The 21874-nt window shown below is 69.8% G+C and carries 23 protein-coding genes and 4 pseudogenes; 10 read left to right on the top strand and 17 right to left on the bottom strand.

What is annotated here, in order from left to right:
* Positions 1-194: 194 nt before the first annotated feature.
* The 4 genes from ACSMXV_RS00575 to sigJ all read right to left on the bottom strand — a co-directional run bounded on the left by ACSMXV_RS00575 (position 195) and on the right by sigJ (position 3664).
* Positions 195-869 carry a carboxymuconolactone decarboxylase family protein gene (locus ACSMXV_RS00575; RefSeq protein ID WP_473175722.1) on the bottom strand — a complete coding sequence of 225 codons (675 nt, stop codon included), beginning with the start codon at positions 867-869 and terminating at the stop codon, positions 195-197.
* A gap of 15 nt (positions 870-884) precedes the next feature.
* The gene (locus tag ACSMXV_RS00570) at positions 885-1703 is read right to left on the bottom strand and encodes an SDR family oxidoreductase (protein WP_473175721.1); all 819 of its coding nucleotides are present in this window, start codon (positions 1701-1703) and stop codon (positions 885-887) included.
* A gap of 16 nt (positions 1704-1719) precedes the next feature.
* Positions 1720-2175, bottom strand: coding sequence for an SAM-dependent methyltransferase (locus tag ACSMXV_RS00565; protein WP_473179199.1), 456 nt, complete (start codon positions 2173-2175; stop codon positions 1720-1722).
* Positions 2176-2719: 544 nt separating this feature from the next.
* A complete protein-coding gene (gene sigJ, locus ACSMXV_RS00560; protein WP_473175720.1) occupies positions 2720-3664 on the bottom strand; it encodes an RNA polymerase sigma factor SigJ in 945 nt (314 codons plus the stop codon).
* 152 nt (positions 3665-3816) lie between these two features.
* Here sigJ and ACSMXV_RS00555 point away from each other — a divergent pair, with 152 nt between their 5' ends.
* Together ACSMXV_RS00555 and ACSMXV_RS00550 are read left to right on the top strand one after the other, a co-directional pair.
* Positions 3817-4953 (top strand): LUD domain-containing protein, encoded by a 1137-nt coding sequence (locus ACSMXV_RS00555; protein WP_473175719.1) that lies wholly within the window; start codon positions 3817-3819, stop codon positions 4951-4953.
* A gap of 245 nt (positions 4954-5198) precedes the next feature.
* A pseudogene (locus tag ACSMXV_RS00550) lies at positions 5199-5345 on the top strand (Hint domain-containing homing endonuclease); the annotation flags it as partial.
* 42 nt (positions 5346-5387) lie between these two features.
* On the opposite strand, the gene ACSMXV_RS00545 reads toward ACSMXV_RS00550, so the two are convergent.
* Positions 5388-6131 carry an SOS response-associated peptidase gene (locus tag ACSMXV_RS00545; RefSeq protein ID WP_473175718.1) on the bottom strand — a complete coding sequence of 248 codons (744 nt, stop codon included), beginning with the start codon at positions 6129-6131 and terminating at the stop codon, positions 5388-5390.
* A 412-nt stretch (positions 6132-6543) separates the two neighbouring features.
* Between ACSMXV_RS00545 and ACSMXV_RS00540 the strand changes: the two genes are divergently transcribed.
* Positions 6544-6747: a cold-shock protein gene (locus tag ACSMXV_RS00540; RefSeq protein ID WP_473175717.1), complete on the top strand. Its 204-nt coding sequence runs from the start codon at positions 6544-6546 to the stop codon at positions 6745-6747.
* A gap of 326 nt (positions 6748-7073) precedes the next feature.
* On the opposite strand, the pseudogene ACSMXV_RS00535 reads toward ACSMXV_RS00540, so the two are convergent.
* From ACSMXV_RS00535 to ACSMXV_RS00520, 4 genes and pseudogenes are all read right to left on the bottom strand, one after another.
* A pseudogene (locus tag ACSMXV_RS00535) lies at positions 7074-7661 on the bottom strand (sensor domain-containing protein); the annotation flags it as partial.
* A complete protein-coding gene (locus tag ACSMXV_RS00530) occupies positions 7559-7933 on the bottom strand; it encodes a hypothetical protein (RefSeq protein ID WP_473179249.1) in 375 nt (124 codons plus the stop codon). The gene ACSMXV_RS00530 and the pseudogene ACSMXV_RS00535, both read right to left, overlap by 103 nt.
* Entirely contained in the window at positions 7926-8726 is an 801-nt protein-coding gene (locus tag ACSMXV_RS00525) for an ABC transporter permease (RefSeq protein ID WP_473175716.1), read from the bottom strand. The genes ACSMXV_RS00530 and ACSMXV_RS00525 overlap by 8 nt, the downstream gene beginning before the upstream one ends.
* A 71-nt stretch (positions 8727-8797) precedes the next feature.
* Positions 8798-9448: pseudogene (locus ACSMXV_RS00520) on the bottom strand (ABC transporter ATP-binding protein); the annotation flags it as partial.
* 299 nt (positions 9449-9747) lie between these two features.
* Here ACSMXV_RS00520 and ACSMXV_RS00515 point away from each other — a divergent pair.
* A complete protein-coding gene (locus ACSMXV_RS00515; protein WP_473175715.1) occupies positions 9748-10341 on the top strand; it encodes a hypothetical protein in 594 nt (197 codons plus the stop codon).
* A 232-nt stretch (positions 10342-10573) separates the two neighbouring features.
* Here ACSMXV_RS00515 and ACSMXV_RS00510 read toward each other — a convergent pair.
* Positions 10574-10798: pseudogene (locus tag ACSMXV_RS00510) on the bottom strand (site-specific integrase); the annotation flags it as partial.
* A gap of 441 nt (positions 10799-11239) precedes the next feature.
* Between ACSMXV_RS00510 and ACSMXV_RS00505 the strand changes: the two are divergent.
* Positions 11240-11683: a hypothetical protein gene (locus ACSMXV_RS00505; RefSeq protein ID WP_473175714.1), complete on the top strand. Its 444-nt coding sequence runs from the start codon at positions 11240-11242 to the stop codon at positions 11681-11683.
* Here the strand turns inward: ACSMXV_RS00505 and ACSMXV_RS00500 are convergent.
* A complete protein-coding gene (locus ACSMXV_RS00500) occupies positions 11664-12608 on the bottom strand; it encodes a hypothetical protein (protein WP_473175713.1) in 945 nt (314 codons plus the stop codon). The two genes, ACSMXV_RS00505 and ACSMXV_RS00500, sit on opposite strands and share 20 nt — an antisense overlap.
* On the bottom strand, positions 12584-12985 hold the full coding sequence (locus ACSMXV_RS00495) for a hypothetical protein (protein ID WP_473175712.1): 402 nt from the start codon (positions 12983-12985) through the stop codon (positions 12584-12586). The genes ACSMXV_RS00500 and ACSMXV_RS00495 overlap by 25 nt, the downstream gene beginning before the upstream one ends.
* Positions 12986-13099: 114 nt before the next feature.
* Between ACSMXV_RS00495 and ACSMXV_RS00490 the strand changes: the two genes are divergently transcribed.
* From ACSMXV_RS00490 to ACSMXV_RS00475, 4 genes are all read left to right on the top strand, one after another.
* Positions 13100-16369, top strand: a complete 3270-nt coding sequence (locus tag ACSMXV_RS00490) for a CHAT domain-containing protein (RefSeq protein ID WP_473175711.1) — start codon at positions 13100-13102, stop codon at positions 16367-16369.
* A gap of 487 nt (positions 16370-16856) precedes the next feature.
* Complete coding sequence (locus ACSMXV_RS00485; RefSeq protein ID WP_473175710.1) at positions 16857-17213, top strand: hypothetical protein; 357 nt, start codon at positions 16857-16859, stop codon at positions 17211-17213.
* Positions 17214-17735: 522 nt separating this feature from the next.
* Positions 17736-17975, top strand: coding sequence for a hypothetical protein (locus ACSMXV_RS00480; RefSeq protein ID WP_473175709.1), 240 nt, complete (start codon positions 17736-17738; stop codon positions 17973-17975).
* Positions 17975-18352 (top strand): fic family toxin-antitoxin system, toxin component, encoded by a 378-nt coding sequence (locus ACSMXV_RS00475; RefSeq protein ID WP_473175708.1) that lies wholly within the window; start codon positions 17975-17977, stop codon positions 18350-18352. Before ACSMXV_RS00480 ends, ACSMXV_RS00475 begins: the two co-directional genes overlap by 1 nt.
* A 104-nt stretch (positions 18353-18456) precedes the next feature.
* Here the strand turns inward: ACSMXV_RS00475 and ACSMXV_RS00470 are convergent, their stop codons facing one another.
* Entirely contained in the window at positions 18457-19053 is a 597-nt protein-coding gene (locus tag ACSMXV_RS00470; RefSeq protein ID WP_473175707.1) for a site-specific integrase, read from the bottom strand.
* A 437-nt stretch (positions 19054-19490) separates the two neighbouring features.
* Here ACSMXV_RS00470 and ACSMXV_RS00465 point away from each other — a divergent pair, with 437 nt between their 5' ends.
* Entirely contained in the window at positions 19491-19616 is a 126-nt protein-coding gene (locus ACSMXV_RS00465) for a hypothetical protein (protein WP_473175706.1), read from the top strand.
* A 229-nt stretch (positions 19617-19845) separates the two neighbouring features.
* Here the strand turns inward: ACSMXV_RS00465 and ACSMXV_RS00460 are convergent, their stop codons facing one another.
* From ACSMXV_RS00460 to ACSMXV_RS00445, 4 genes are all read right to left on the bottom strand, one after another.
* Positions 19846-20007: a hypothetical protein gene (locus tag ACSMXV_RS00460; RefSeq protein ID WP_473175705.1), complete on the bottom strand. Its 162-nt coding sequence runs from the start codon at positions 20005-20007 to the stop codon at positions 19846-19848.
* Positions 20008-20131: 124 nt separating this feature from the next.
* A complete protein-coding gene (locus tag ACSMXV_RS00455; RefSeq protein WP_473175704.1) occupies positions 20132-20467 on the bottom strand; it encodes a hypothetical protein in 336 nt (111 codons plus the stop codon).
* Positions 20468-20562: 95 nt separating this feature from the next.
* Entirely contained in the window at positions 20563-21117 is a 555-nt protein-coding gene (locus tag ACSMXV_RS00450) for a nitroreductase family protein (protein WP_473175703.1), read from the bottom strand.
* A gap of 19 nt (positions 21118-21136) precedes the next feature.
* Positions 21137-21871, bottom strand: coding sequence for an NADPH-dependent F420 reductase (locus ACSMXV_RS00445; RefSeq protein WP_473175702.1), 735 nt, complete (start codon positions 21869-21871; stop codon positions 21137-21139).
* Positions 21872-21874 lie beyond the last annotated feature (3 nt).

Here is a 21874-nt window from a genome sequence, read left to right as displayed (position 1 = left end):
TGTCTGAAGGTACGCCGACCGAACCGTCCGCTGTCCCAGCGGCATCGCGAGATGTCGGTCATTGTGCGTCAGCTTGCTGTCCTGGGCCGGAGTTTGCCGGGATTGTGTATCCCGGATGGGCGTGATCCGGTCACTCGCGACGGCGAAGGCCTTCGACGGGGCGGCGCCCCGCCGTGGCATCGCACGCGGTCGCCTCAGGCGGAGCCGGCCGGGCTCCCTCCCGCCAGGCCGAGGGCGCGGGCGGCGGCCCAGGCCCGCGGCAGACCGAATTCGGCCAGGCCCCGGAGCAGGTCACGAAGGGTCTCGGCGGTGGCCCCGGCCGACCGGGCGAGCCCGGCGTGCAGGCGCATCGAGTCGCCCAGCGTCTGGTAGAACACGTCCACCACCAGACAGGCGATGGCCCGCTCGCGGACGGTGAGATGCGGGCGGGCCCAGCGCTGGGCGAGCTGGTCTTCGGTGAAGGTGGCCAGGCCGGTATCCACTTTCTCGAGGTCGTGTACAGCGCGAGCCAGTTCCCCGCTCAGGGGGGCCGGTTCGACCGGCCGGCTGTCCTGCGCCTCGGGCAGACCGAGTTCGGCCAGCCGCTGGAAGGCGGTGACCAGCACGGGGTAGCCCACATAGGGCGCCAGGTGCCGGTAGAGCTCCCTGATCGCCTCGGGTTCCACGCCGCCCGCCAGGGCCATCTGCACGTGCATGGCCAAGGGGGCGCCCAGATGCGGATGACACAGATCGGCGGTCAGGCAGACGAACGCCTTCTCCCGCATGGTCAGATGCTGCAGTCCCCACAGGTGCTGGCCGACCCCGACGGCGAGTTGAGCGAAGACAGGGTCGAGCGCGGTCAGGGCCTCGGCTCCGGCGAGCTCGGTCATGGGCGGTGGGTCCTTTCAGGACAGGCCGAGCGCGCGCAGGCGCAGGCGGTCGAGGGTGTACTGCGGAAGGACGCGGCCGAGCGTGCTCATCAGCCGGGACTTCTTGCCGACGGGGTAACGGGCGCGCGGCTTGCGCGAGGTCAGGGCATGGTGGACGGCGCGGGCGACCACGTCCGGGCTGGAGCCGGAGCGCTCCTCCTTCAATCCGGCGGCGACCATCGTCCGGTAGGCCTGGCCGTACAGCTGCCTGCCCTGTTCGCCCAGGGAGTCGAGACGGGGCTCGACCTCGCCCTCGAGCTTGTCGACGGCGTCGGTGTGGATGGAACCGGGTTCGATGAGGACCGCCTGTATGCCCCAGGGCCTGAGCTCCATCCGCAGCGCGTCGTTGAGCGAGCGGATGGCGTGCTTGGAGGAGCACAGCGGGCCGCCGAAGGGCAGGGTGATCCAGCTGCCCACCGAGCCGACGGTGACCACGCGGCCCTGCGAGGCGCGCAGCTTCGGCAGCATGGCCTGGGTCAGCGCGATCTGCCCGAACACATTGACCTCGTACTGCAGGCGCAGCGCGTCCAGCGGCAGGAACTCCAGGGGGCCGGTGACACCGATACCGGCGACGTTGACCAGGGCGTCGAGCCGGCCGATGCGCGCCGCGGCGTCGGCGATATGGCCGGGGTCGGTGATGTCCAGCTTCACCGGGACGACGCTGGGGCCCAGGGCTTCACCGTCGGCCTCCTTGCGTACCCCGGCGTGGACGGTGAAACCCTCGCGCGCCAGCAGCAGCGCGGTGGCCCTCCCGATGCCCGTGGAGGCACCGGTCACCAGGACTGTCTTCGACATGAGGGATCCCTCCGGATCAGTAGTAGGCCCGCATCAGTTCGGTCGCCCACGGCGGCTGCGTCATCTCACCCCGCGGGCCGAACTCGGCCATGTAGGGCTTGATGTCCAGGACCGGGCTGCCGTCGATGGCGTCGAGGCCGCGCACATGGACGTCGAGCCCGTCGACGCCGAGAAGGCGGCAGCGGGAGACGCCCAGCAGGTTGGGGCGGTTCTTGCCCCGTTGGGCGAAGATGCCGACCTCGGGCCAGTCCGGGTTCCCGCGGGGGCGGCGGGCGGTGGTGGTGATCGAGGACGGGTCCACGCGGTGGAACCGGAACACCACCTCCAGGTGGGAGAACGCATCCAGCCCGGCGAGCGCGTCCGGGCCGAAGCGCGTGCGGTCGAGGCGGATCAGCGCCTGCTCGTCCTTCCAGTCGTCGTCGAACGCCTCGACGCGCCCGCCGACGACGGTCCCCACGGGCTCCACGGTGATGGCCGACACGGCATCCCCCCTGATTCATACGGCGGTTCACGACCGTACGGCCCGACGGCCCACGCCGGATCAGTCGGACGACCGGCGTCCGATGAAGTTTCCTGCCGGTCGACTAGGCAGGGGGATAAGCACCATGAGCAGACGGGCGTACGCAGACCCCCTCCTGCGATGGAGAGCACGAGCGGGTGAGGAACGGATGCCCCGTCGTCATGACGTGGCCGGGGCCGCCTGGGCTGCCGTGGCCCCGCAAGATGTCCAACTGGAAGCGCAAACGCGCCAAGCACCACAATCCACCCAGGCCGGACACTGCCTGCGTGACCCTGGTCGGGCTGACCAAGACCAGGCCGACCCACCGGAAAACACCCTAAATCGCCGGTATTGCGTCTAGCCCACGATCCATTGCGCTTCATCTGTGAGCAGCCATGTGACCAGGTGGGCCGGCGTCCTGCGGTCGGCCCCAGCGGCCTCGCGGCAGCCGGTCGAGCACTCGCGCGGTGAGCTGGGATCGGCTCAGCTGGTGTCGGTCGCCCACCCGTCAGGACGGTCAGGACAGCCGCCACGGGCGCAGCTTGTCCGGGTTGCGCACCGCCCAGATGTGCTTGATGCGGTCGTCGTCGGCGAGCTCGAACGCGAACACCGTCTCGATCCGGCCCCCGGACTCGACCACCAGGCCCGGCAGTCCGTTGACCGAGCACTCGAGGATGGTCCGCGGCGGCGCGAGCCCGGCGATCGTCAGGTAGAAGCGCGCGATCTGCTCGGCGCCCTCGATCGGCAGCAGGTGGGCGATGGCGCGGCCTCCGCCGTCGGCGATCGCGGTGGCGTCCGGGTCAAGCAGGCCGACCAGGGCCTCGATGTCTTGCGCCTCCCAGGCCGCCTTGAACCGCCGGACGACGCTCGCCTGCCGGGCCGCGTTCGGGCTCGCCTCGGCCCGCGCGGCGGCGATGCGGCGGCGGGCCGAGGACGCCAGCTGGCGGCACGCCGCCGGGCTGCGGCCGACGATCTCGGCCACCTCAGCGAACGGGTAGCGGAAGACGTCGTGCAGCACGAACGCGACGCGTTCGGCCGGGGTCATCGACTCGAACACGACCAGGAAGGCCATGGTCACCGACTCGTCGAGGGTGATCCGGTCGGCCGGGTCCACGCCGGCGCCGCCGGCCGCCCCGGCGATCCATTCGGCCGGGTCGGGCAGCGGCTCCGGGATCCATTCGCCGACGTACGTCTCCCGCCGGACGCGCGCCGAGCCGAGCAGGTTCAGGCAGATGCGGCTGGCCACCTTCGTCAGCCAGGCGCCTGGGGACTCGATGGCCTCCTGCTCCGCCCGGGACATCGCGTACCAGCGGGTGTAGGTCTCCTGGACGACGTCCTCCGCGTCGGCCAGGGACCCGAGCAGTCGGTAGGCGAGATTGAGTAGCTGCCGCCGCTCGCTCATGATCGCGCTCAGGCCCGGGTCCCGCTGCTCGTCTGCCGCCTGCTCGGACGGGGTGGTCATACGCTCTCCCGGCTTCCTCGTTGACGTGCTCTCTCCAGTACGACACAACAGAGCGGCGGAATGTGAGGTCGGCGTCTCGCCTCACATTCGGCGGGGCTGCGTTGTCGGACTGGTGAAGACGAGTGCACCATCCACAGGACAGGAAGCTCAGCATGAACGACTTCCAGGAGATCGCCGACCGCGTCGAGATCGAGGCGCTGCTCGGCGAGTTCACCGACGCGGTGATGATGCGCGACCGCGCCCGCCTCGCCGCGCTGTTCACCACCGACGGGGCTCTGCGCATGCCCAACGTCCCGGTCGAGCTGGTCGGCCGGGAGGAGATCCGGACCGGGGCCGAACGCCTGCAGAGCCGGTGGGACTTCTTCGTGCAGAACAGCCACCTCGGCACGATCCAGCTCGACGGCGACACCGCCACCGGCCGCACGTACATGCACGAGCTCGCGCGCACGCTCGACGGGCTCGAGGGCGTGAACTTCGCCATCTACCACGACACCTACCGGCGCACCCCGGAGGGCTGGAAGTTCGCCGAGCGGGTCTACGAGGTCAGGTACGTCGACACCACCCCGCTGGGTGGTTCGGCGCCCGGCGCGAACGGTCACATACACGGCGCCGGTCACGTCGGCGAGAGCGGCCATGCGCCCGGCACCGGGCGGGCGGACGCGTCGGCCACGGGGGCGGCCGACGACTTCGCCGAACCGGCGTCCGCCGAGCGGCTGGACCGGACGATCGAGGCGCTGCGGACGAACGGCTTCACCGCCGAACTGCACGACGACGCGGCGGCGGCCAGGGCACGCATCAAGGAGCTGATCCCGCCGGGCGCGGGCGTGTTCACCGGGGCCAGTGAGACGTTGCGGCTGTCCGGTATCGAGGAGGACATCAACGCCGGCGACCGCTACCAGGCCATCCGGCCGCGCGTGCTGAAGATGGACCGCGCCACCGAATTCGACGAGATCCGCCGGCTGGTGGCCGCACCCGACGCCTTCGTCGCCAGCATCGCGGCCGTCACAGAGACCGGCTCGCTCGTCATCGCCTCCGGCAGCGGCAGCCAACTTCCCGCCTGCGCCGGCGGCGCCGCGAGCGCGATCTGGGTCGTAGGGGCACAGAAGGTGGTGCCCGACCTGAGCACCGCGCTACGTCGGGTGGAGGAGCACGCCCTCCCGCTGGAGAACGAACGCGCCCAGGCAGTCTACGGGCAGCCGAGCGCGGTCAACCGTCTGCTCGTCCTCAACGCAGAGCCGCAGCCCGGGCGCAGCACCGTCCTGCTGCTGCGCGAGGCCATCGGGTTCTGAGATCCCGCGCAGTGAGAACGCCGATGGGCGGACGGCTCGCCGTACCCGGCTCGCCGTCCGCCCCCGAGCCCTGCCGTATACGGATGCTGCCGCGCTTAGCCCACCGCGATCCGCACCCCATGGCAGCTCGCCGCGTACTCCGACATCGGATGGCAGGACACCGGTCGTCGCACTACGGCCGTCATCGCTCACCGGGCAGTGCGCCGGATCACGTCGCTGACGCAGTGAAGGGCGCCAAGAGGACAGGTTGCACGTGCTTCCTGGGCGACACCGACGTCCTCATGGCCGACGGCACGACCAAGGACATTGAGGACATCGACCTCGGGGAGAAGGTCCAGGCCACCGATCCCGAAACCGGCGACAACGGTCCGCGCGAGGTTACCCGCCTCATCGAATGAGAAGCACCCGCGGGGCGGCTGGTGGGCGGAGGACGGCTATGAGGTCGCTTGGTCCAGGAGGTGGGGGCCATTGTTGCGGGTGTTGTTCACGGCCGTTGAGACGGGGCGGGCGTTCAGGTGGCCGTCGGCGGGCTGGGTGAGCAGGGCGCGCAGGTCGTCCGGGTCCTGCTGGTGGGGGTCGAGCCAGGCCTCGTAGTGGTCCGGGGTGAGGGAGAGCGGCATGCGGGGGTGGACACGGCCGGCCGCGTCGGTGGCCTCGGTGGTGATGATGGTGCAGGTCATCAGCCAGGCGGCCGGGTCGTCGTCATGCTTGATCTCCGGGTTGCGCCAGTACTCGTAGAGGCCGGCGAGCGCCATGATCTGCCCGTCGGCAGGGTGGATGAAGTACGGCTGCTTGCGTGCCTTGCCGGTGGCCTGGTCCTTGAGCTGCTCCCATTCGTAGAAGCCGTCGGCCGGGAGCAGGCAGCGACGCCGGGCGAAGGCGCGACGGTAGGCGGGCTTCTCGTGCACCGTCTCCACCCTCGCGTTGATCATCCGAGAGCCGATCTTCGGGTCCTTGGCCCAGGACGGCACCAGGCCCCACCGCAGCGGCCGGAGTTCCCTGCGCGCCGGCGCTCCGTCGCCGTCCTCGCGTGGCGCGCGCTCGAGCACGGCGTAGACGTCGTCGGTGGGGGCAACGTTCCAGTTCGGCGCCAGTACCTCGTCAGGGCGCCAAGCGTCGACGTCGAAGAGCCGGGTCAGGTCCTGCGGACTGCGGGTGGAAACGTAACGGCCGCACATAGCGCCACTGTGCCACGGCAGCCGGCTGGGACGGCGGAGCCGAGCGTCAAGCGACTGCCCTGGCCGCCGACGCACGTTGAGGAGAGCACAGCTTCCGGTCTGCCCGAAGGTGAAGGACGCGAACGCGGCGGTCCGCTTGTTTTCGGCCCGCGGCTGGATGACACGATCGTTTGCGTACGGAGCCCAATCGAAACGAGGACCTGCACGCCTGACTCACGCCACATGCGGATCCTCGTGGTGACAGTCGAACTGTCCGTGTAGCGTCAGAGCAGCTGTCATGGTTCCGAAGTACCTGTCGCCCGTGAGCGCGAGTTCGCGGGCGTCTTGCTGTTCAGAGTCTCTGAGGACCAGGGCGATCACCTCCGGTCCCCGCACGGTGCGGGAGCCGACTTCGAGTCCCCTTGGAGGACAAATGGCCAGCGGAACCGTCAAGTGGTTCAACTCGGAAAAGGGCTTCGGCTTCATTCAGCAGGACGGCGGCGGCCCGGACGTCTTCGCCCACTACTCCAACATCGCCGCCTCGGGCTTCCGCGAGCTCCAGGAAGGCCAGAAGGTGCACTTCGACATCACCCAGGGCCAGAAGGGCCCCCAGGCGGAGAACATCACCCCCGCCTGAACCGCATCCGCATGACGCCCGCCCCGGACAACCGGGGCGGGCGTCATGCGTCCGGGCTCAGGTCCGTTCGCCCGGCTGCGGCAGCAGTCGCTTGCCGCAGGGGATGCCGGCAGAGCCGCGCCCTGTTGCGGCAGAAGGGAGCGCGTCTCATGATCTTGTCCCCTTAGGACGGCGACGAGGCGGCCGAGGGCGGCGATGCGGGCAGGAGCGACCGGCAGCGCGGTCTTCGCGGCGAGCGTGGTCAGCGCGTCGGCCAGGCCGCCGTCGAGGGCCGGCGGATGCAGGCCGCGGGAGAGATCGCGCAGCTCGGTGAGGGTCTCCGCGGCGTTGTCGCGGGCCGTCTCCACCAGGCGGTGCAGCTCGGGCCGGTCGCGGTCGTCGAGCTGCTCGCGCACCATGTCGAGGCTCATCGCCAGCGCCGCGAGCCGGACCTGGGCGCCGTCGTGCAGGTTCCGCTCCAGACGGCGCAGCTGCTTCGCCGCGTCGTCGACGGCGAGGGCGCGGGTCTCCTCCAGATCCCGCAGTCGCTCGGCAAGGGCGCCGGGCCCGAGCAGCGCGCGCACCAGGCGGCGGTCCACGGCGACGACACCGCGGGTCAGCCACGGCGAGACGAGAAGGATCGCGCACCCGACGGCGGCGGCGGCGAACGCGCCCCCGAGCGAGTGCACGGGAGGCTGCCCGCCGCCCGGCAGCGGGTGCAGCAGCGCCATGTCGCGCTGCCCGGCCGCCCACCGCAGCGGCGCGGTGACGTTGATCGCGCCGATCACCCACCACAGCACCGCGTACAGGCCGAGCGTCGCCAGCGGCAGCTTCACCAGGACGTACGCCACCGCCCGCCACGCGGTCGCGTCCCGCAGCCGCGCCTCCACGCCCGCGACGAGCCCGCGTTGGGCGTCTGGCCGGGGCGGCTCCAGGACCGCTCGCCGATCAGCCCCCGGGCGAGCCGCCGCTGCAGCGCGCCCAGGCCCCGGGCGAGGGCGAGCCCCGCCACCAGGAACAGGATGCCGGGCACCGCACCGAGCACCGTCAGCGTGAACGCGGAGCCAAGCGCCAGGGCGACCACGACGATGAGGACGAAACCCACCAGCGCCGGGACGAAGGACAGCAGGCAGTACGCCGCCTCCTCCCACGCCCGCCGCGTCAGGGGCGCCGTCAGCACCGTGCGGACGGCGCGCAGTTCACGCATCGCGCCGCACCAACAGCCTTCCGCCCACCGCCAGCAGCGCCGCCGTGTACAGGCACAGGACCGCGAACCCCGCCCACGGTGACAGCACGTCGCTGACGGGCACGCTCACCGAGAGCGAGTTGCCCGCGATAATCGTGGGGAAGAACTTGGCGATCGTCGTACCGGTGAACCCGGCCAGCAGCAAGGGCAGCACGAACAGGAAGCCGACCAGCGCGCCGATCGCGCTCGCCGTGTGCCGGGTGATCGCGCCGATGCCGATGCCCATGAGACCCACAAGAGCAAGGTACGCGCCGGACAGCAGCACCGCGCGCAGCACGTCCGGGTCGCCGAGCGAGGGGTGCGGGACGTCGGCCGCAAGCGCGGCGCGGCCCGCGAGGAACGTCACGAACGTGACCACCTCGCCGATGACCAGCGCGAGCCCCCCGAACACCGCCGCCTTCGCGGTGAGTGCGAGACGCCGGTTGGGTACCGCGGCGAGCGTCGAGCGGATGGTGCCCGACGAGTACTCGCCGGTGACCACCAGCACGCCGAGCGCTCCGATGATCAGCTGGCCGAGCGCCACCCCGGCCAGGACGTTGTTGGTCGGGTCGAAGGACGCGATCTTCTCCGCGCCGCGCGGCGCCTTGGTGTTGGCCATCGTCACGACACCCATGGCGATCATGCCGACGACCGTGAGCAGCAGCGCGTACGTCGTGGAGCGCAGGCTGCGCAGCTTGATCCACTCCATGCGGGCGGCCTGCCGCAGACCGTAGTGCCCGCTGCGCGCGGGGGCGTACGTCGTCGCGGTCATCATCGGTTCCTCTCGGCGGTGTACGTGGCGCTGGCCTCGGTCAGCGCGAAGAACGCCTCCTCCAACGACCGGCCCGAGGCGGTGAGTTCGGCGACCGACGTGTCGGCGAGGAGCCGGCCCGAGCCGATCACGACGAGGTGGTCGGCAGTGAGCGCCATCTCGCTGATGAGGTGGCTCGACAGCAGGACGGTGCGGCCCTCGGCGGCCAGTGACCGCATCAGCTCCCGGATCCAGCGCACGCCTTCCGGGTCGAGGCCGTTGACCGGCTCGTCGAACAGCAGCACCGGCGGATCGCCGAGCAGCGCCGCCGCGATGCCGAGCCGCTGCGCCATGCCCAGCGAGAACGTGCCCGCCCGCTTGCCCGCGACCGAGGCCAGGCCGACGCTCTCCAGGACCGCATCGACCCGCGCCAGGTCGATGCCGCCGCCCGCGGCGAGCGCCGCGAGGTGGCTGCGGGCGCTGCGGCCGGGGTGGAAGGTGCGGGCCTCGAGGAGGGCGCCGACCTCGCGCAGCGGCCAGCTCAGCCCGCTGTAGGGGCGGCCGCCGATGGTGACGTGACCGGCGTCCGGCCGGTCGAGCCCCATGATCATGCGCATGGTGGTGGACTTGCCGGAACCGTTCGGGCCGAGGAATCCCGTCACGCTTCCGGGACGCACCCCGAAGCTCAGGTCCTCGACGGCGACCGTCCCGCCGTACCGTTTGGTGAGACCCCTGGCCTCGATCATCACGACTACCCGTCCTGTTCGTGCGCCGGAACTTCGACGCGTCGGATTGACGTGATACACGCTAGGAACGGGAGACGGACGCCGGAACGAGGCTGTCCTCCGAGACCTCTGGGGGAAATCCCCCAGGCCACGAGCTGGCCGCGGGCCTGCATCAGGCGATGTTCTCCATCTGCCGCAGGGACGCGACGATGCTCCCGACGCTTTCCCCGTTGCGCAGACGGACGCGGGCCGGTGACGGCTGACTACTGCAATCCGGGGTCCAAGAAGGCCGACATCAAGATCAGGCTGGGTGAGGACTGATGGCGGATGCGGGTTCGATAGTGATCGATCGCAACGGCTTTCTGGATGTTCGCTCCCGTGGCGCAGCCACCTTTGATCTTGATGCCAGGCTGCCTGACCAGGTCTTCAAAGAGGGTGTGGAGGACTCGCTGTTCTGTGAGTTCGATGCGGTCCTCACCCCGGAATTCTGGCCGGCGCTCTGCACGATGGCCCGGTGGCATGGCGACAGGCGCGTCGAACTATTGGTTCTTGAGCCGGATTGCGATGCGTTCTACCTTCCGGAGTATCGGATGTACCCGGCGTTGTCGTTTTCCGTCGAGGCCGACGTGGACGACTACTGGGCGGCGATCGGTCACGAGCCGGACGGCGACATCATGGGGTCGATCGCGATCTCTGCGAACGTCATCGCTGTGACCGGAGCTCCCGGACGATGGGGGTGTTGGGGTGAAAGGGGTCCCGAGGTTGCAGTTTTCCGGGGGTTTCCGAACGTGGCCGCACGGAATGAATGGCGCGCACAGTTCGGGCCCTTCCTGGAGGTGTCAGGTGCACTGGAGTCGTATCTCCCGCTGACCTTCGCGGTCGGACCGTTCCGGACGAGTATGCCGCAACCCTGACCGCCAACTATGGACCTCCGAGCGGTAGGCGGCCGTAACGTCACGGAGGATCCCGCCGGAGTTTCGGCGGGATGCTTCGTCGGCATCATGGGGGCCAAAGCTCCTTGTCGAGTTCTACGCTCCGGCCCAGGTGCTGAGCCCCGCGCAGCAAGCGCTTGCGCAAATGTGAAGCCCCGTCAGGTGATACCTGGCGGGCTTCTGCGCGGAGTGACGGCAGTAGTTGACGGCAACGTCAGCGGAGGGTTGCGACGCAGGGCGGTGGTTCGCCGCCGTCGGCACTGACCGTCGTGTCGATCGTCGGGCCGTCGAGGGCGGTGCTGGGGGTGTCGATGGCCTGGCGCTGGAGGCGGAGTCGGACGTGGGCGTAGACGGTGGCGGTGACGCCGATGTGGGCGTGGCCGAGGAGTTCCTTGATCACGACGAGTTCGATGCCCTGTTCCAGGAGCAGGGTGGCGGTCGGCCCCGCACCCGCGGGGATGGTCCCCAGCGTCGAAGTACGCCACCCACTCGGGGACGCCCGTACCGAGCCCGTCTGTCAGGAGTTCGTCGGCGTCGCCAAGGTGCCGGTCGGCCGTTCGCTCGTCGCCGCGCGCCGCGTGCACCCGGCCGGTCTGCGAGACGACCAGCGCCTTCTGCGAAGCCGGTCTCCCAGAGGGCCTGGACAGGCAGACGGACAGTGCATCAGGGTTGCGGAAGTTCCGGCATAACACTCCTGCTTGGTAGCTTCGACGAGGGGGCCTTCGTGGATTACGGTCTGCATCCCATCTATGACATGCGCGTGGGGCTGGACAGGGATCGGGTGCGGCAGATGCTGGGCAAGCCGCACCAGATCAGACCGATCGCTCCAGGGCGCGAGATGTGGCTGTATGCCGACAGCCCGGTGAGGCACCTTTTCGCGGTGACATTCGCGGCTGGCCGGCTCGACTACATGGAACTGAGGGTGGACCGCGACCCCGAGCAGATCACCGTCATGAACCTCGGCGAGCTGGGCTTCAGCGCGGCGATCTCCATGTACGCCGTGGGCGCGACGGCGTCGCTGGTACAGGAGCTCGGGCCGGTAGACGAGGAAACGGTGCGGGACCTCCACAGCCGCACCAAGGGGGTCGTGTCGGTGCGCACCGAACCCCCGGGCACGGCCCTGAAGCACCTGACGGACATCCTGGACCGCGGGATCGAACTTCCTGGTGTCCGAGCCCACTTGGTCAATCCGCGGGCCGACCGGACGGGGGCCGAGGTGCTCACCCGTATCGGTGCCGACGCCGCGTCCGTCCGTGACGACCGGATTAGCTATGTGTGGCGGCTGCTCGACGAGCGGATCGTGGTCATGGAGGTCCGGGTGTGAACCGCGACGGGTTTCGTGGTGGTTCCTTGCGCAGAACCTCGTTGACCGCGTGGCCGATGTCGGGAGTGAGCGCGCCCGGGCACGGAATGTGCAACTGATCCGCGAGTGCGGATGCGTAGAGGTCGGTGGCGGACTCCACGAGCTGGCACAGGACGTCGACGGCGGAGCGGGCCCGTACCGAGGCCACGGCCAGCACGGCCACGGCGATGAGGAGAGCGGGCCCCCACACCAGGCCGAGCAGGGCGTAGAGAACGGCCCATCCGACGGTGACGCCCGCTGCCGCGTACGAGCTCTGGGCCGCGGAGATGTCGGCACGAAGAGAGTCGGGAAGGATCACCCACAGCCGCGGCCATACGAGAGTGATGTCCAGGCCGTAACAGCGATAGATCCGCAGCATGTTGGCCCGCAGACGGTCGCCGACCCAGGTGGCGTGAGCGGGCTCCTCGAGGCTGATGGCGTACTGGCGTGCCCGCGCCTCGGCGATCTGCGGGCCGACGATCGTCGAGCCGACGGCGGCTCTGAGCGCCTCCGCTTCGATGTGCTCGGCGGCGTGTCGGGCACGCTCCCAGCGGGCCAGCCGCGCGGCGCGAAGCCGGCGCGCCGACGCGCTGCGCGCGGCCGCCGGCCGGACCAGGCGGAGGATGGCTGCCACTCCCGTCGCGGCCATGCCCACGCCCAGGGCGCCCATCAGCACGGAGACAGCAAGGGCGATGTTCTGCCCAGCAGGACGACGGCTCTCGAACCACCGTAGGAGTGGTTCGGCCGCGTGCGGGTCCAGCGCATGGGCCCAGCCCAGCTGCCAGGCCGGCACGGCGACGCACACCCACAGCAGCCCGGGGATCAGCAGTGTGGTCAGCCACCGATCGGCGATCTGCCGACCTAGCTCGACGAGCAGCCCGTTCACCCGCTGGTCACGCTCACCCACGCCAGGGGATCGCCGGTGAGCTCGCACCGGCGCTCGGGCTGCGGAGCAGCGCCGACCTCGACGCGTCCGCAGGACCGCGCGTGCGGGCAGCGCCAGCCGCTGACGGTGTGCATCCCCGGATCGGAGGCAGGCAACAGCCGGAAGTCGCGCGTCGGGGAGGTGACGCCGTCGAGCCCTGCGGCGGCGGCAGTGTCTTCGAGCGCGTCGAGCAGGGAGGTCACGTCCTCCGCGGTACCGATGCGGACCGTGGCGGCGAGCGCCGCCCAGTCATCGGCCGAGAAACCGGCTTGTTCCAGCTCGGCCCGCAAGGTCCTGTCCGACTCAAGTGACGTGCACAGATGGGCAATTCGCTGTTGCGCGGGTGAGAGATCGTCCACTGTGCGATCCTGGCGCAGACCGCGCACCGTGGTCCAGTAGTTCAGTGGTTCAGGTGCGTTCGCAGGCTCTGCGGTGGGTGAGCAGGCCGCCGTCATCGGTGTCCTGGGGGAGGCATGATGCGTGAGGACGTGGGGCAGATCGAGAACCGCGCCTGGCAGTTACTCGTCGCCTACCAGGAAACGCGTGACACGCCCACGTTGAGTCGGGCCGCCGCGCTCTATCGGCGCGTGGCCGAGTTGGTGCCCCGCCACGCCGCCGAGCGGGCCGGCTGCATGGCCGACATGGCCATCGCGCTGCACTGGCTCTCCCGGGACACTGGTGAGGCCGGTCTCCTGTGGGAGGCCGTGGAGGCCGCGCGTGAGGCGGCCGAGCTGACGGCGGACACGACGCCGGAGTTTGTCGATCGCCACAACAACCTTAGCCTGATGCTGGTCGGCCTGTTCGAGCACGTGACAGATGTGAGCCTGCTACGTGACGCGGTCAAAGCCGCCCAGGCAGCACTCGGTGCCCTTCCCGACGGCCATCCCGGACGGACCGAGCAACTTATCCATCTCGGCGAGACGTTACGGAGCTTCCACGAGTGGACCGGTGACCTGTCGGCGATCCGGGCAGCGGTCCGCTGCTTCCGAGAGGCTCTCGGCTCGCTCCCGCCCGGTCAGCCACGGCGCGCCGCCTGTCTGGTCGACCTGAGCATGGCCCTGCGCAGTCTCTACGAGCGCACCGGGGACGTCCCCGCGTTGCAGGAGGCGGTGCGCTTCGGCCGGGCGGCAGTGGCCGACACACAACCCGGCTCCGCGTACTACGAGCCGAGCCTGGCGGCCTTGTGTAATGCGCTGCGCCATCTGTCCGAACACAGCGCTGATTCGGCCGTGCTGACCGAGGCGAAGCAGATCGCGCAGCGCATGGTCGAAGCGTCGTCGCCGGGACATCCCAACCACGGCATCGCGCACAACGTGCTGGCGATGATTCTCGAACGGGTCTACTGGCGCTCCGGAGAACTCGCCGACCTGCGCAGAGCGGTTCAGGCCGCGCGGGAGACGGTCGACGCCGCGGGCCCGACGCACCCGCACGCGGCGACGTACCAGATGAACCTTGTAGGACCGCTGCGGACGCTCGCGGAGGCGACGGGCGACGTGGCACTCGCCCGGGAGGCCGTCGCCCTCGGCCGAGAGGCCCTCGTCAACTTCCCGCACTACGACCCCGAGCGCGCCAAGAGCCAATCAGCCCTCAGCATCGCCCTGGTGCTGCTGGCCGAACTCTGCGACGACAAGCCGGCGGTGACCGAGGCCGTGCAGCTCGCAGTAGAGGCCCTCGACGCCACTTCACGCGATCACGCCAACTACGCGTGGCACCTGACCAGTCTCATCAACGCGCTTGCAGCCGCCTATCACCACACCGGCACCCGGTCGTTCTTGGACCGCGCCCTGCAGGTGGCCCAGGACGCGCTCGCCTCCACGTCCTCTGACCACCCCGAGCGCGCCCTGTGCCTGATCAACCTCAGCAGCGTCGTGATGAGGGCCGCGCGGCAAGGCCGGGCGCAGGGGTCGGAACTCGCCGAGGCAGTGCGCCTCGCCCGCGAGGCCGTCACGGCCACGGAGCTCGGCTTCAACACGCGTGCCGCGGCGCTGTCGAACCTCGGCGACGCCCTTGAACTGCTGGGCGAGCAGACCGGCGAAACGAGCGCGGTGCGCGAGGCCCTGACCGCCTACGCCGCTGTCGCGCGCACCACGGAAGCGCCGGCCGCGCTCCGCATCCGCGCCGCGCAACGGGCAGCCATAACAGCTCTGGCGACAGGCGACGCCCGCCAGGCGATGGAGCTGGCCGAGGCCGCTGTCGACATCGTCCCGCAACTGGCCTTTCGCGATGTGGAGCGTGCCAGCCGGGAACGCAGGCTGCGGGTCGTATACGCCCTGGGCGCCACGGTCGCCGCGACAGCCATCGCGAACGGCGATCCCGCTCGGGCGGTCGAGCTCCTGGAGCAGACACGTGGACTGGTCCTTGCTGACACGCTCGACACACGCAGCGATCTCACTGCGCTGCGCGCGCACTCCCCCGAACTCGCCGCCTCCTTCGATGCGTTGCGCCAGGACGTCGACGCCCTCGACCACGAGCCGGCACCGCGCGCAATGTCGCCGTCCTCCGCCGCGGACCTGGGAGCACAGCAGCGTGATCTCGCACATCGCCGCACCGAACTCAACCGGCGATGGGAGGAAATGCTCACCCGGATCCGCAGACGTCCCGGCCTGCAGGACTTCCTCCGCCCCGCATCCATCCACGAACTGCGCAAGCAGGCCGCCAACGGGCCGATCGTCTTCATCGCGGCACACGCGACGGGCAGCCATGCGCTCATCGTCCGCAATGACCCCAACACCCCCGTCACCGCACTCGAACTCCCGCCCGGAGCAACGGAAGCGGCCGTCATCGAGGCGGCGAGCACGCTCCGTCAGGCGCGGCACACCGCCGCCGACCGGCAGCAGCCGGCCCGGCAACGCCGCCAGGCACAACAGGACATCCTGGATATGCTCGGCTGGGTCTGGGACACCCTCACCCAACCGGTCCTGCGCCACCTCGGCCACACATCCACCCCGCCCGCCGACACACCCTGGCCGCGCATCTGGTGGTGCCCGATCGGACCGGTCGCCATGCTGCCCCTGCACGCCGCGGGCCACCACGGGGCTGCGCCCCGCAGCGACACCGTGATGGACCGGGTGATCAGCTCATACACTCCCACCGTCCGCGCGCTGGCACACGTGCGTGCCCGGCCCCCGGCACCACCGTCGGCAGTCGTCGTCGCCGTGCCCGACGCACCGTACTGCCCGCCCCTCGCCTCGGCGGAGCCCGAAGCCCGCGCTGTGCACGACTGTCTCCCGGACGCCACCCTCCTGCCCGCCGACGGTGCCGTGACCAGTCACGCCGAAGTCGTCGAGGCGCTCCAGCAGCACAGCATCGTCCACCTCGCCTGCCACGGGGTCACCAACTGGGCCGACCCCGCCAACAGCCGACTCGTCCTCCACGACCACCTGGTGCACCCGCTGACCCTGCGCGACATCACCCGGCTCGACCTAGACCAGGCGGAGCTGGCCTACCTATCGGCCTGCAGCACCACCGACACCAACCCGCTGCAGACCGAAGAGGCCACCCAACTCACCGCGGCCTTCCAACTGGCCGGCTTCCGCAACGTCATCGGGACACTGTGGCCTATCACGGATCAGGCGGCGGCCTCCCTCGCCCATGACGTCTACGGAACGCTCACGGACCAAGGCACCGGCCCGGCCGCCACCGCGCGCACCGCCCATGCCCTGCACCACGCGGTCCGTCGCCAGCGTGACCGGACACCGGCGCTGCCCACCCGGTGGGCCGCATACATCCACTACGGAATCTGAGCCCGGCGGTGCCATGACCTGCCAACGGCGCGGCTGTCAAGTGAACTTACCGAGTCAGGGAGTAGACGACCCACCTGATGAGCTTGGTATTCGACCTCTGACCTCGAACGTCGTGTCGTACGGGCTCACTCGTTGGGCAATCCGCAGGGAAGGCAGACGGCGCTCGCATGATCATGCGCGATTCTCTGCGAGAAACCGGCCGGTGACCTCACCGGTCGAGCTGACACTGTTTGCTGGCTGAACAATGCCGCTGGCAATGGTGAACCTGGACGCCCTTCACATGCCAGCGCTCCGCCCACCCGAGGTCGGGCTATCGAGAGCAGCCAACGGCTGGAATGACCTGCCCGGTCGACGCTCCGGAAGTGGCCGATCTCCCTCCCAGGATGCAGGTTCACGATACCCCGTTATAGCGGGCGTACATGGTCTGTCCTGAACAGGTCGTCTCGCCCTCTCCGACCACTCGCGAGGCGGCCTGGCAGGGAGCGCGATGATTCAGATCACCCTCGGCAAGAAGAAGGACGTCGACCCGAACAGCGATCCGCTCCAGCGCTCACAGATCGGCTGGAGCGACGGGCTGTCCGACCGGCAGCTCTACGAGATCGCCCGCGGGGTCTGGGTGATGCCCGGATCACGCGTCGAGCGAGAGCGGTTCGCGGTTGTCAACGGAGGCGGGATCATCCGCCAAGCCATGGAGATCGACCGGATTGTCGACGTTCCTGGTGGGCGGCGGGCCTTCGAAGGTCGCATCCTCGGCCCAGGCACCCGGTCCACGATTGCTACGTCGGCAAGCCGGCCCCGAATGGCGCCCAGCAGAACCCCATCACCTACTTCGACTCCCCTCTAGGCAACCGCGAATGCAACTGCGGATGGGGCAAGCCCATCAGCCGGGGTGACTTCCTCCCCGGCCACGACCAGCGGGCCATTCACGAGCGCATCGCCCGCCTCGGCACCGTGATGGACTTCATCACCTGGTTCGACGAGACCTGGAAGCCGGATTAGGACCAGCAAGGCGATACGGCATGAAGAAATGCCACCGAACTGAGACGGAACCCGCGGGACATTCGATGAGACAGCAGCACAAGCAGCAGGTCACCGCGGTCTGGAATGACAATGGCGGCGCGAACCTACAACGGGTCTTCGACACGATCATGAGCCGGACCGCGTAGCTGGCGCCGACCGGGCCGCTCCGCCGGGGGAGCACCGCACCCTCGTGCTCCGCCGGCGTGCAGGTAGCTGTCCGGATCGGCGTGCCAGGGGCCGCAGGCCATGCCTCATCCGGCGCGCCTCGAAGCGGCCCTTCCTCGGTTCCTGCACAAGCGAGGGCGACGCCCTGCCATCCCTTGGTAACAGCTGTTACCATGCGGTCATGGCAAAGACACAACTCGGCGCCCGGGTCGACGACGAGATCGTTGAGCTCGCCAGGGCACGCGCACAGGAACTCAACCTGCCGATCGGTGACTACCTCGCCCGGCTGGTCCTGGACGACGTCAGCGGCCTGCGCGCGCGCGGCCTTGACGCCGCCCGGCGCTTCCTCGACGAACACCAGGCCGTCTTCGACGAGGCCGAAGACGGCCAGCTGCCCGCCCCGGGAGCGCGCGCCGCGTAATGGACGTGCACATCGATGTCCCCTGGATCCTGCAGGTCGCCGAGATTGCAGGAGCGAGGGACCCTGCCCCTGACGACTACGGCATCCCGATGGCCGCCGTCGCCTGCCACAAAGCCGAACTCCTGCAGCAGCCTGTCTACGACGGCCCCTACGCACGGGCCGCTGCCCTGGTGCACATCCTTGGGCGCTGCCGCTGGCTGGAGCGCTCCAACATGGCCGTGGCCGCCGCGACCGGCGTCATGTACCTGGAGGCCTCCGGTATCCCCGTCAAGCCAGGCCACGACGACGCCGTCGCCTTGCGTGACCTGCTCGGCGACCCCGCTTGCACCGCTGCCAAGATCGCTACACTGCTGCGCTCCTGGCCCTCGGCAACCTGACGGCCCGCACCAATCCCGCGTCAGGCCCTCGGTGAGCGCGCGTTCCTCCACGGCCGGGTGCCAAGTCCCGTCCTCGCGTGAGGCCCCAGCGGACAGCCGGGGCCTCATCGGCGCATCGGACTCTTCCGGGGCTTGCCTGAGGCGACCGTCGGATCATCGCGGAACCTGCCCCAGAGCGAGGCGACCGCCCTCTGTACCGCCCGGAGCTCAGGCGGAGCCGCTGGCCCATCCGCCTTGCTTTTCGGCCTGGCGGTCGTCGTGGCCGGCGCGCTGGGGCTCGGTGACCAGTCCGCGGCGGGGGAGTGCCCGGTGGGGCGGGCCTCCAGTTCGGCCCGCTCGCCGAGGCGGGTCAGGACGGCGCCCACGGACTCCGGCTCCAGGCCTCCGTGCAGCAGCGTGTGGTGACGGGAGTGCAGCGGGCGGAAGGCGGACCCGTCCGGGTCATCCGCCAGATGGGCCTCCTGCTTCCAGCGGCGCCAGGCACGGACCGGGCAGGGTGAGGGGCGCGAGCCGCGGACGGCGACCACACGGGGCATCACCTTGGGCACCCGCACGTCCACGAGCAGGCCGCGGTCCTCGGGGTCGTCGGTGATGTCGCGGACGCGCAGCCATGCAGCCAGGCGCGCTGCCCTCTCACGGACGGCGTCGGAGGTCGGGCCGTCCAGCAGATTAACGAGACCGTCACAGGCGATACACGTCAATACGTGACAAACACCCCTACGGTGGACGAAGCAATGCAAGCCAGACAGTCCAGGAGTCCGGCCATGGCCATTGGCACACGCGGCAGAGCGACCCCTCAACCGTCACTTCACCCCCGGCTGGCCGCAGCCCGCGACTGCGTCGGGTGCGCGGGCTGGGGAACGGTGGTCAACACCGATGGCCGGTACAAACTCTGCCCGGTCTGCCAGCCCGGTCCCGCCGGCTGACTGAAACGTCGTCCACACCGGTGCCCGCGTGGCACTGGGCGGCGCTGACGCTCCTGCTGGATCGGAAACTGACGACCGGACTTCGGGCGCGCCTGCCTTTTACTGACGCGGTAGACAGAGCGGGGTGGGGGCTCTGGCCTCCGACCGCGGACTGGACTGTCCATCAACCGATCGGTTGCCGGACGCTGGGGTTTGGATGATCCAAGCGGTTTGTGTGTCCAACTGCCTGGTTCACGCAGCAGGCTGACGCCCGCGACTACCCGCCCGACGTGCTGGAGCGGGTGTGGGAGACGATCGAGGCGTTCGGCGCGTACGGTGTGTTGACCGAACTAGTTTGATCGTTTGTGCAGGTCGGGGCCCGTTCTGGAGCCCTCCGATGCCTCTGCTCTATCTGCCGATTCTCTTGGGGTCGGCGAGTGGTGCGACGGGCTGAGGGCGCGAACGTGCAGCTCAACAGCTCTACCGGAAGGGTAATTGGTGCCACAGGTGTTGCACCATCACCTGGGTGGGTGACAGGCGTGCCCGGGTGTGAGTCAGTTGCTGCCAGTGAGGATCGTGAAGACCCGGTCAAGGCTGACGATGGCGGCGCAAGAGGGTGGCGACACCGCTCACCTGGCCCTGCATGTCCCCATCTCTGAGGGTCAGCGGTTCACTGTCGCCCAGCAGACTGTCATGGAGACCCTCCAGGCAGAACGCGGTGTAGCCGCCGGTGCCGTCCTGGCCGAACATGCGGAAGCCATCCCCGTTCAGGTTGCGTTGAGGACACCCGGAGTGTCGTACAGCATGGCGTCGCGGAACGCCTGCGGGGTCGCGGTGTCGGACGTCTGGACGGTGGTGGGCTGCGTGGTGGTGGTCATGACCGGGCCGGCTGCGTGAGGCGCGGGTCGAGTCCGTACTGCTCGTGGGCGCCGAGGTTCTCGCGCAGGGTGGGGCCTTCGTAGTCATCGTGGAACAGGCCCCGTTCCTGCAGCATCGGGACGACCTGGTCGACGAAGGCATCGAAGCCGTCGTGGTAGCTGTCAATGGCGATCGAGAAGCCGTCGCAGGCCCCTGCCTCGAACCACTGCTGCATGTGGTCAGCCGCGTCGGCGGCGGTGCCGGCGACCACCGGGTGGTAGTCGATGACGCCGTGGGCGAGCACGTCGCGCAGGGTCCAGCCTTCCCCGGCCACTCGAGAATGCGGAGGCATCCTCCGAATTGTTAAAAGCCGTGCGGGCGCCGGGCCTTGGCCGGCCGAGTGGCGCCCCGGGCCCAAGCGCCGGATGGTTCCTGCGGGCGGACGAACTACGGCCTGTCGAGGACTCCCGGGGTGTCATGCAGGACCACGCTCCGCTGCAGCGGAATCCGCTCCGTGCGGAGCGTGTTCACCGGTGCCGCCGGGTCAGCCATGCCGAACGAGATGCCGAACAGCAGCTTGAGCTCCGCGGGGACACCCAGGAACTCGCGGACGGTGTCGGCGTAGACGCCGAGTACGGTCCGCGGGATGCCGGCCAGTCCCCAGGCCGCCAGCGAGAGCAGGAAGTTCTGCGCGTACATGCCGATGTCGCCGGCCGTCCGTACCCCGTCGCCGAGTGTCGGCATGAACAGGAAGGCGGCATGGGGAGCGCCGTAGAACTCCAGGTTCTCGCGGACCGCCGCCCTCCTGCCGTCCCGGTCCGAGCGCTCGACGCCCCGGGCCCGGTAGTGGCTCGCGCCCAGGGCCTGCGCCCGCTCGAGGTAGATGCCCTCGCCGTAGCCATCGGTGAAATAGGTCGCAGCGCGGGGGACTGCGCGCTCTTCGTGTTCGTCTTGTGTGTTCGTGGCGTGCCGACGCCGCCGCCCTCGTGCCGTTGCGTGCACGAAAGCCGCGTCGGGTGACTCAGCGGTGGGCGGCGCGGTTCATCTCGACGACGTCCTCCAGGGTGGCCGTGGCCGGGAGGGCGGCGAAGCGTTCCGGCACGCTGTCGCGGATGCGGGCGTCCTTGACGCGGTCGGCCGCGGCCAGGGCCGCCGGCAGCTCGTCGAGGGTCAGTTCGGTGCAGTAGGCGGGGCTGTTCGGCTGCTGGCGCCAGGAGTCGGCCAGCGTGCCGGCGTCGTAGGGATCGAAGCCGGTGTCATCCACGAGCCGCATGGCCACACGCCGCGCCTCCTCGGAGTCGCCGGCGACGGGGATGGCGATGCGGCCGGGCGTTCCGGCCGGGACGCCCCGGGTCCGCTGGGTCTCGGCCAGGGCGGCGTTCCACGCCTTGACCACGGGGCGCCCCAGCTGCTCGGCGTTCCACACGCTCTCGACCTCGCCGTTGTCCACGGCCTCGATCTGCCCGTTGAGGTGCGGATAGTAGTTCGAGGTGTCGATGATCACCGTCTCGGCGGGGACCGAGGCGAGCAGGCCGACCAGCTTCCCTGCCACCCCGAAGGGGATGGCCAGGACGATGACGTCCCGGCCCTGGACGGCGTCGGCGAGGTCCGCCGCGCGGGCCCCTGACTCCAGCACCTCCGCCCGGACGGCCTCGGGGCCGCGGGCGTCGGCCACCTGGACGTCGTGACCCGCCGTGCTGAGCTTGGCAGCAAGGTTCCCGCCGATGGCGCCGGCACCTATTACAGCAATTTTCATGAT

This window comes from Streptomyces sp. DSM 42067 (assembly GCF_055792885.1).
Note: the sequence above shows the minus strand (reverse complement) of the source record. Positions and strands in the feature narration are given on the sequence as shown.

Excerpts from the sequence above, each read along its gene's own strand:
- ACSMXV_RS00575 (WP_473175722.1), bottom strand. The coding sequence starts at position 869 with ATGACCGAGCTCGCCGGAGCCGAGGCCCTGACCGCGCTCGACCCTGTC.
- ACSMXV_RS00570 (WP_473175721.1), bottom strand. The coding sequence starts at position 1,703 with ATGTCGAAGACAGTCCTGGTGACCGGTGCCTCCACGGGCATCGGGAGG.
- sigJ (WP_473175720.1), bottom strand. The coding sequence starts at position 3,664 with ATGACCACCCCGTCCGAGCAGGCGGCAGACGAGCAGCGGGACCCGGGC.
- ACSMXV_RS00555 (WP_473175719.1), top strand. The coding sequence starts at position 3,817 with ATGAACGACTTCCAGGAGATCGCCGACCGCGTCGAGATCGAGGCGCTG.
- ACSMXV_RS00545 (WP_473175718.1), bottom strand. The coding sequence starts at position 6,131 with ATGTGCGGCCGTTACGTTTCCACCCGCAGTCCGCAGGACCTGACCCGG.
- ACSMXV_RS00540 (WP_473175717.1), top strand. The coding sequence starts at position 6,544 with ATGGCCAGCGGAACCGTCAAGTGGTTCAACTCGGAAAAGGGCTTCGGC.
- ACSMXV_RS00530 (WP_473179249.1), bottom strand. The coding sequence starts at position 7,933 with ATGCGTGAACTGCGCGCCGTCCGCACGGTGCTGACGGCGCCCCTGACG.
- ACSMXV_RS00525 (WP_473175716.1), bottom strand. The coding sequence starts at position 8,726 with ATGATGACCGCGACGACGTACGCCCCCGCGCGCAGCGGGCACTACGGT.
- ACSMXV_RS00515 (WP_473175715.1), top strand. The coding sequence starts at position 9,748 with ATGGCGGATGCGGGTTCGATAGTGATCGATCGCAACGGCTTTCTGGAT.
- ACSMXV_RS00490 (WP_473175711.1), top strand. The coding sequence starts at position 13,100 with ATGATGCGTGAGGACGTGGGGCAGATCGAGAACCGCGCCTGGCAGTTA.
- ACSMXV_RS00485 (WP_473175710.1), top strand. The coding sequence starts at position 16,857 with ATGATTCAGATCACCCTCGGCAAGAAGAAGGACGTCGACCCGAACAGC.
- ACSMXV_RS00480 (WP_473175709.1), top strand. The coding sequence starts at position 17,736 with ATGGCAAAGACACAACTCGGCGCCCGGGTCGACGACGAGATCGTTGAG.
- ACSMXV_RS00475 (WP_473175708.1), top strand. The coding sequence starts at position 17,975 with ATGGACGTGCACATCGATGTCCCCTGGATCCTGCAGGTCGCCGAGATT.
- ACSMXV_RS00460 (WP_473175705.1), bottom strand. The coding sequence starts at position 20,007 with ATGTTCGGCCAGGACGGCACCGGCGGCTACACCGCGTTCTGCCTGGAG.
- ACSMXV_RS00455 (WP_473175704.1), bottom strand. The coding sequence starts at position 20,467 with ATGCCTCCGCATTCTCGAGTGGCCGGGGAAGGCTGGACCCTGCGCGAC.
- ACSMXV_RS00445 (WP_473175702.1), bottom strand. The coding sequence starts at position 21,871 with ATGAAAATTGCTGTAATAGGTGCCGGCGCCATCGGCGGGAACCTTGCT.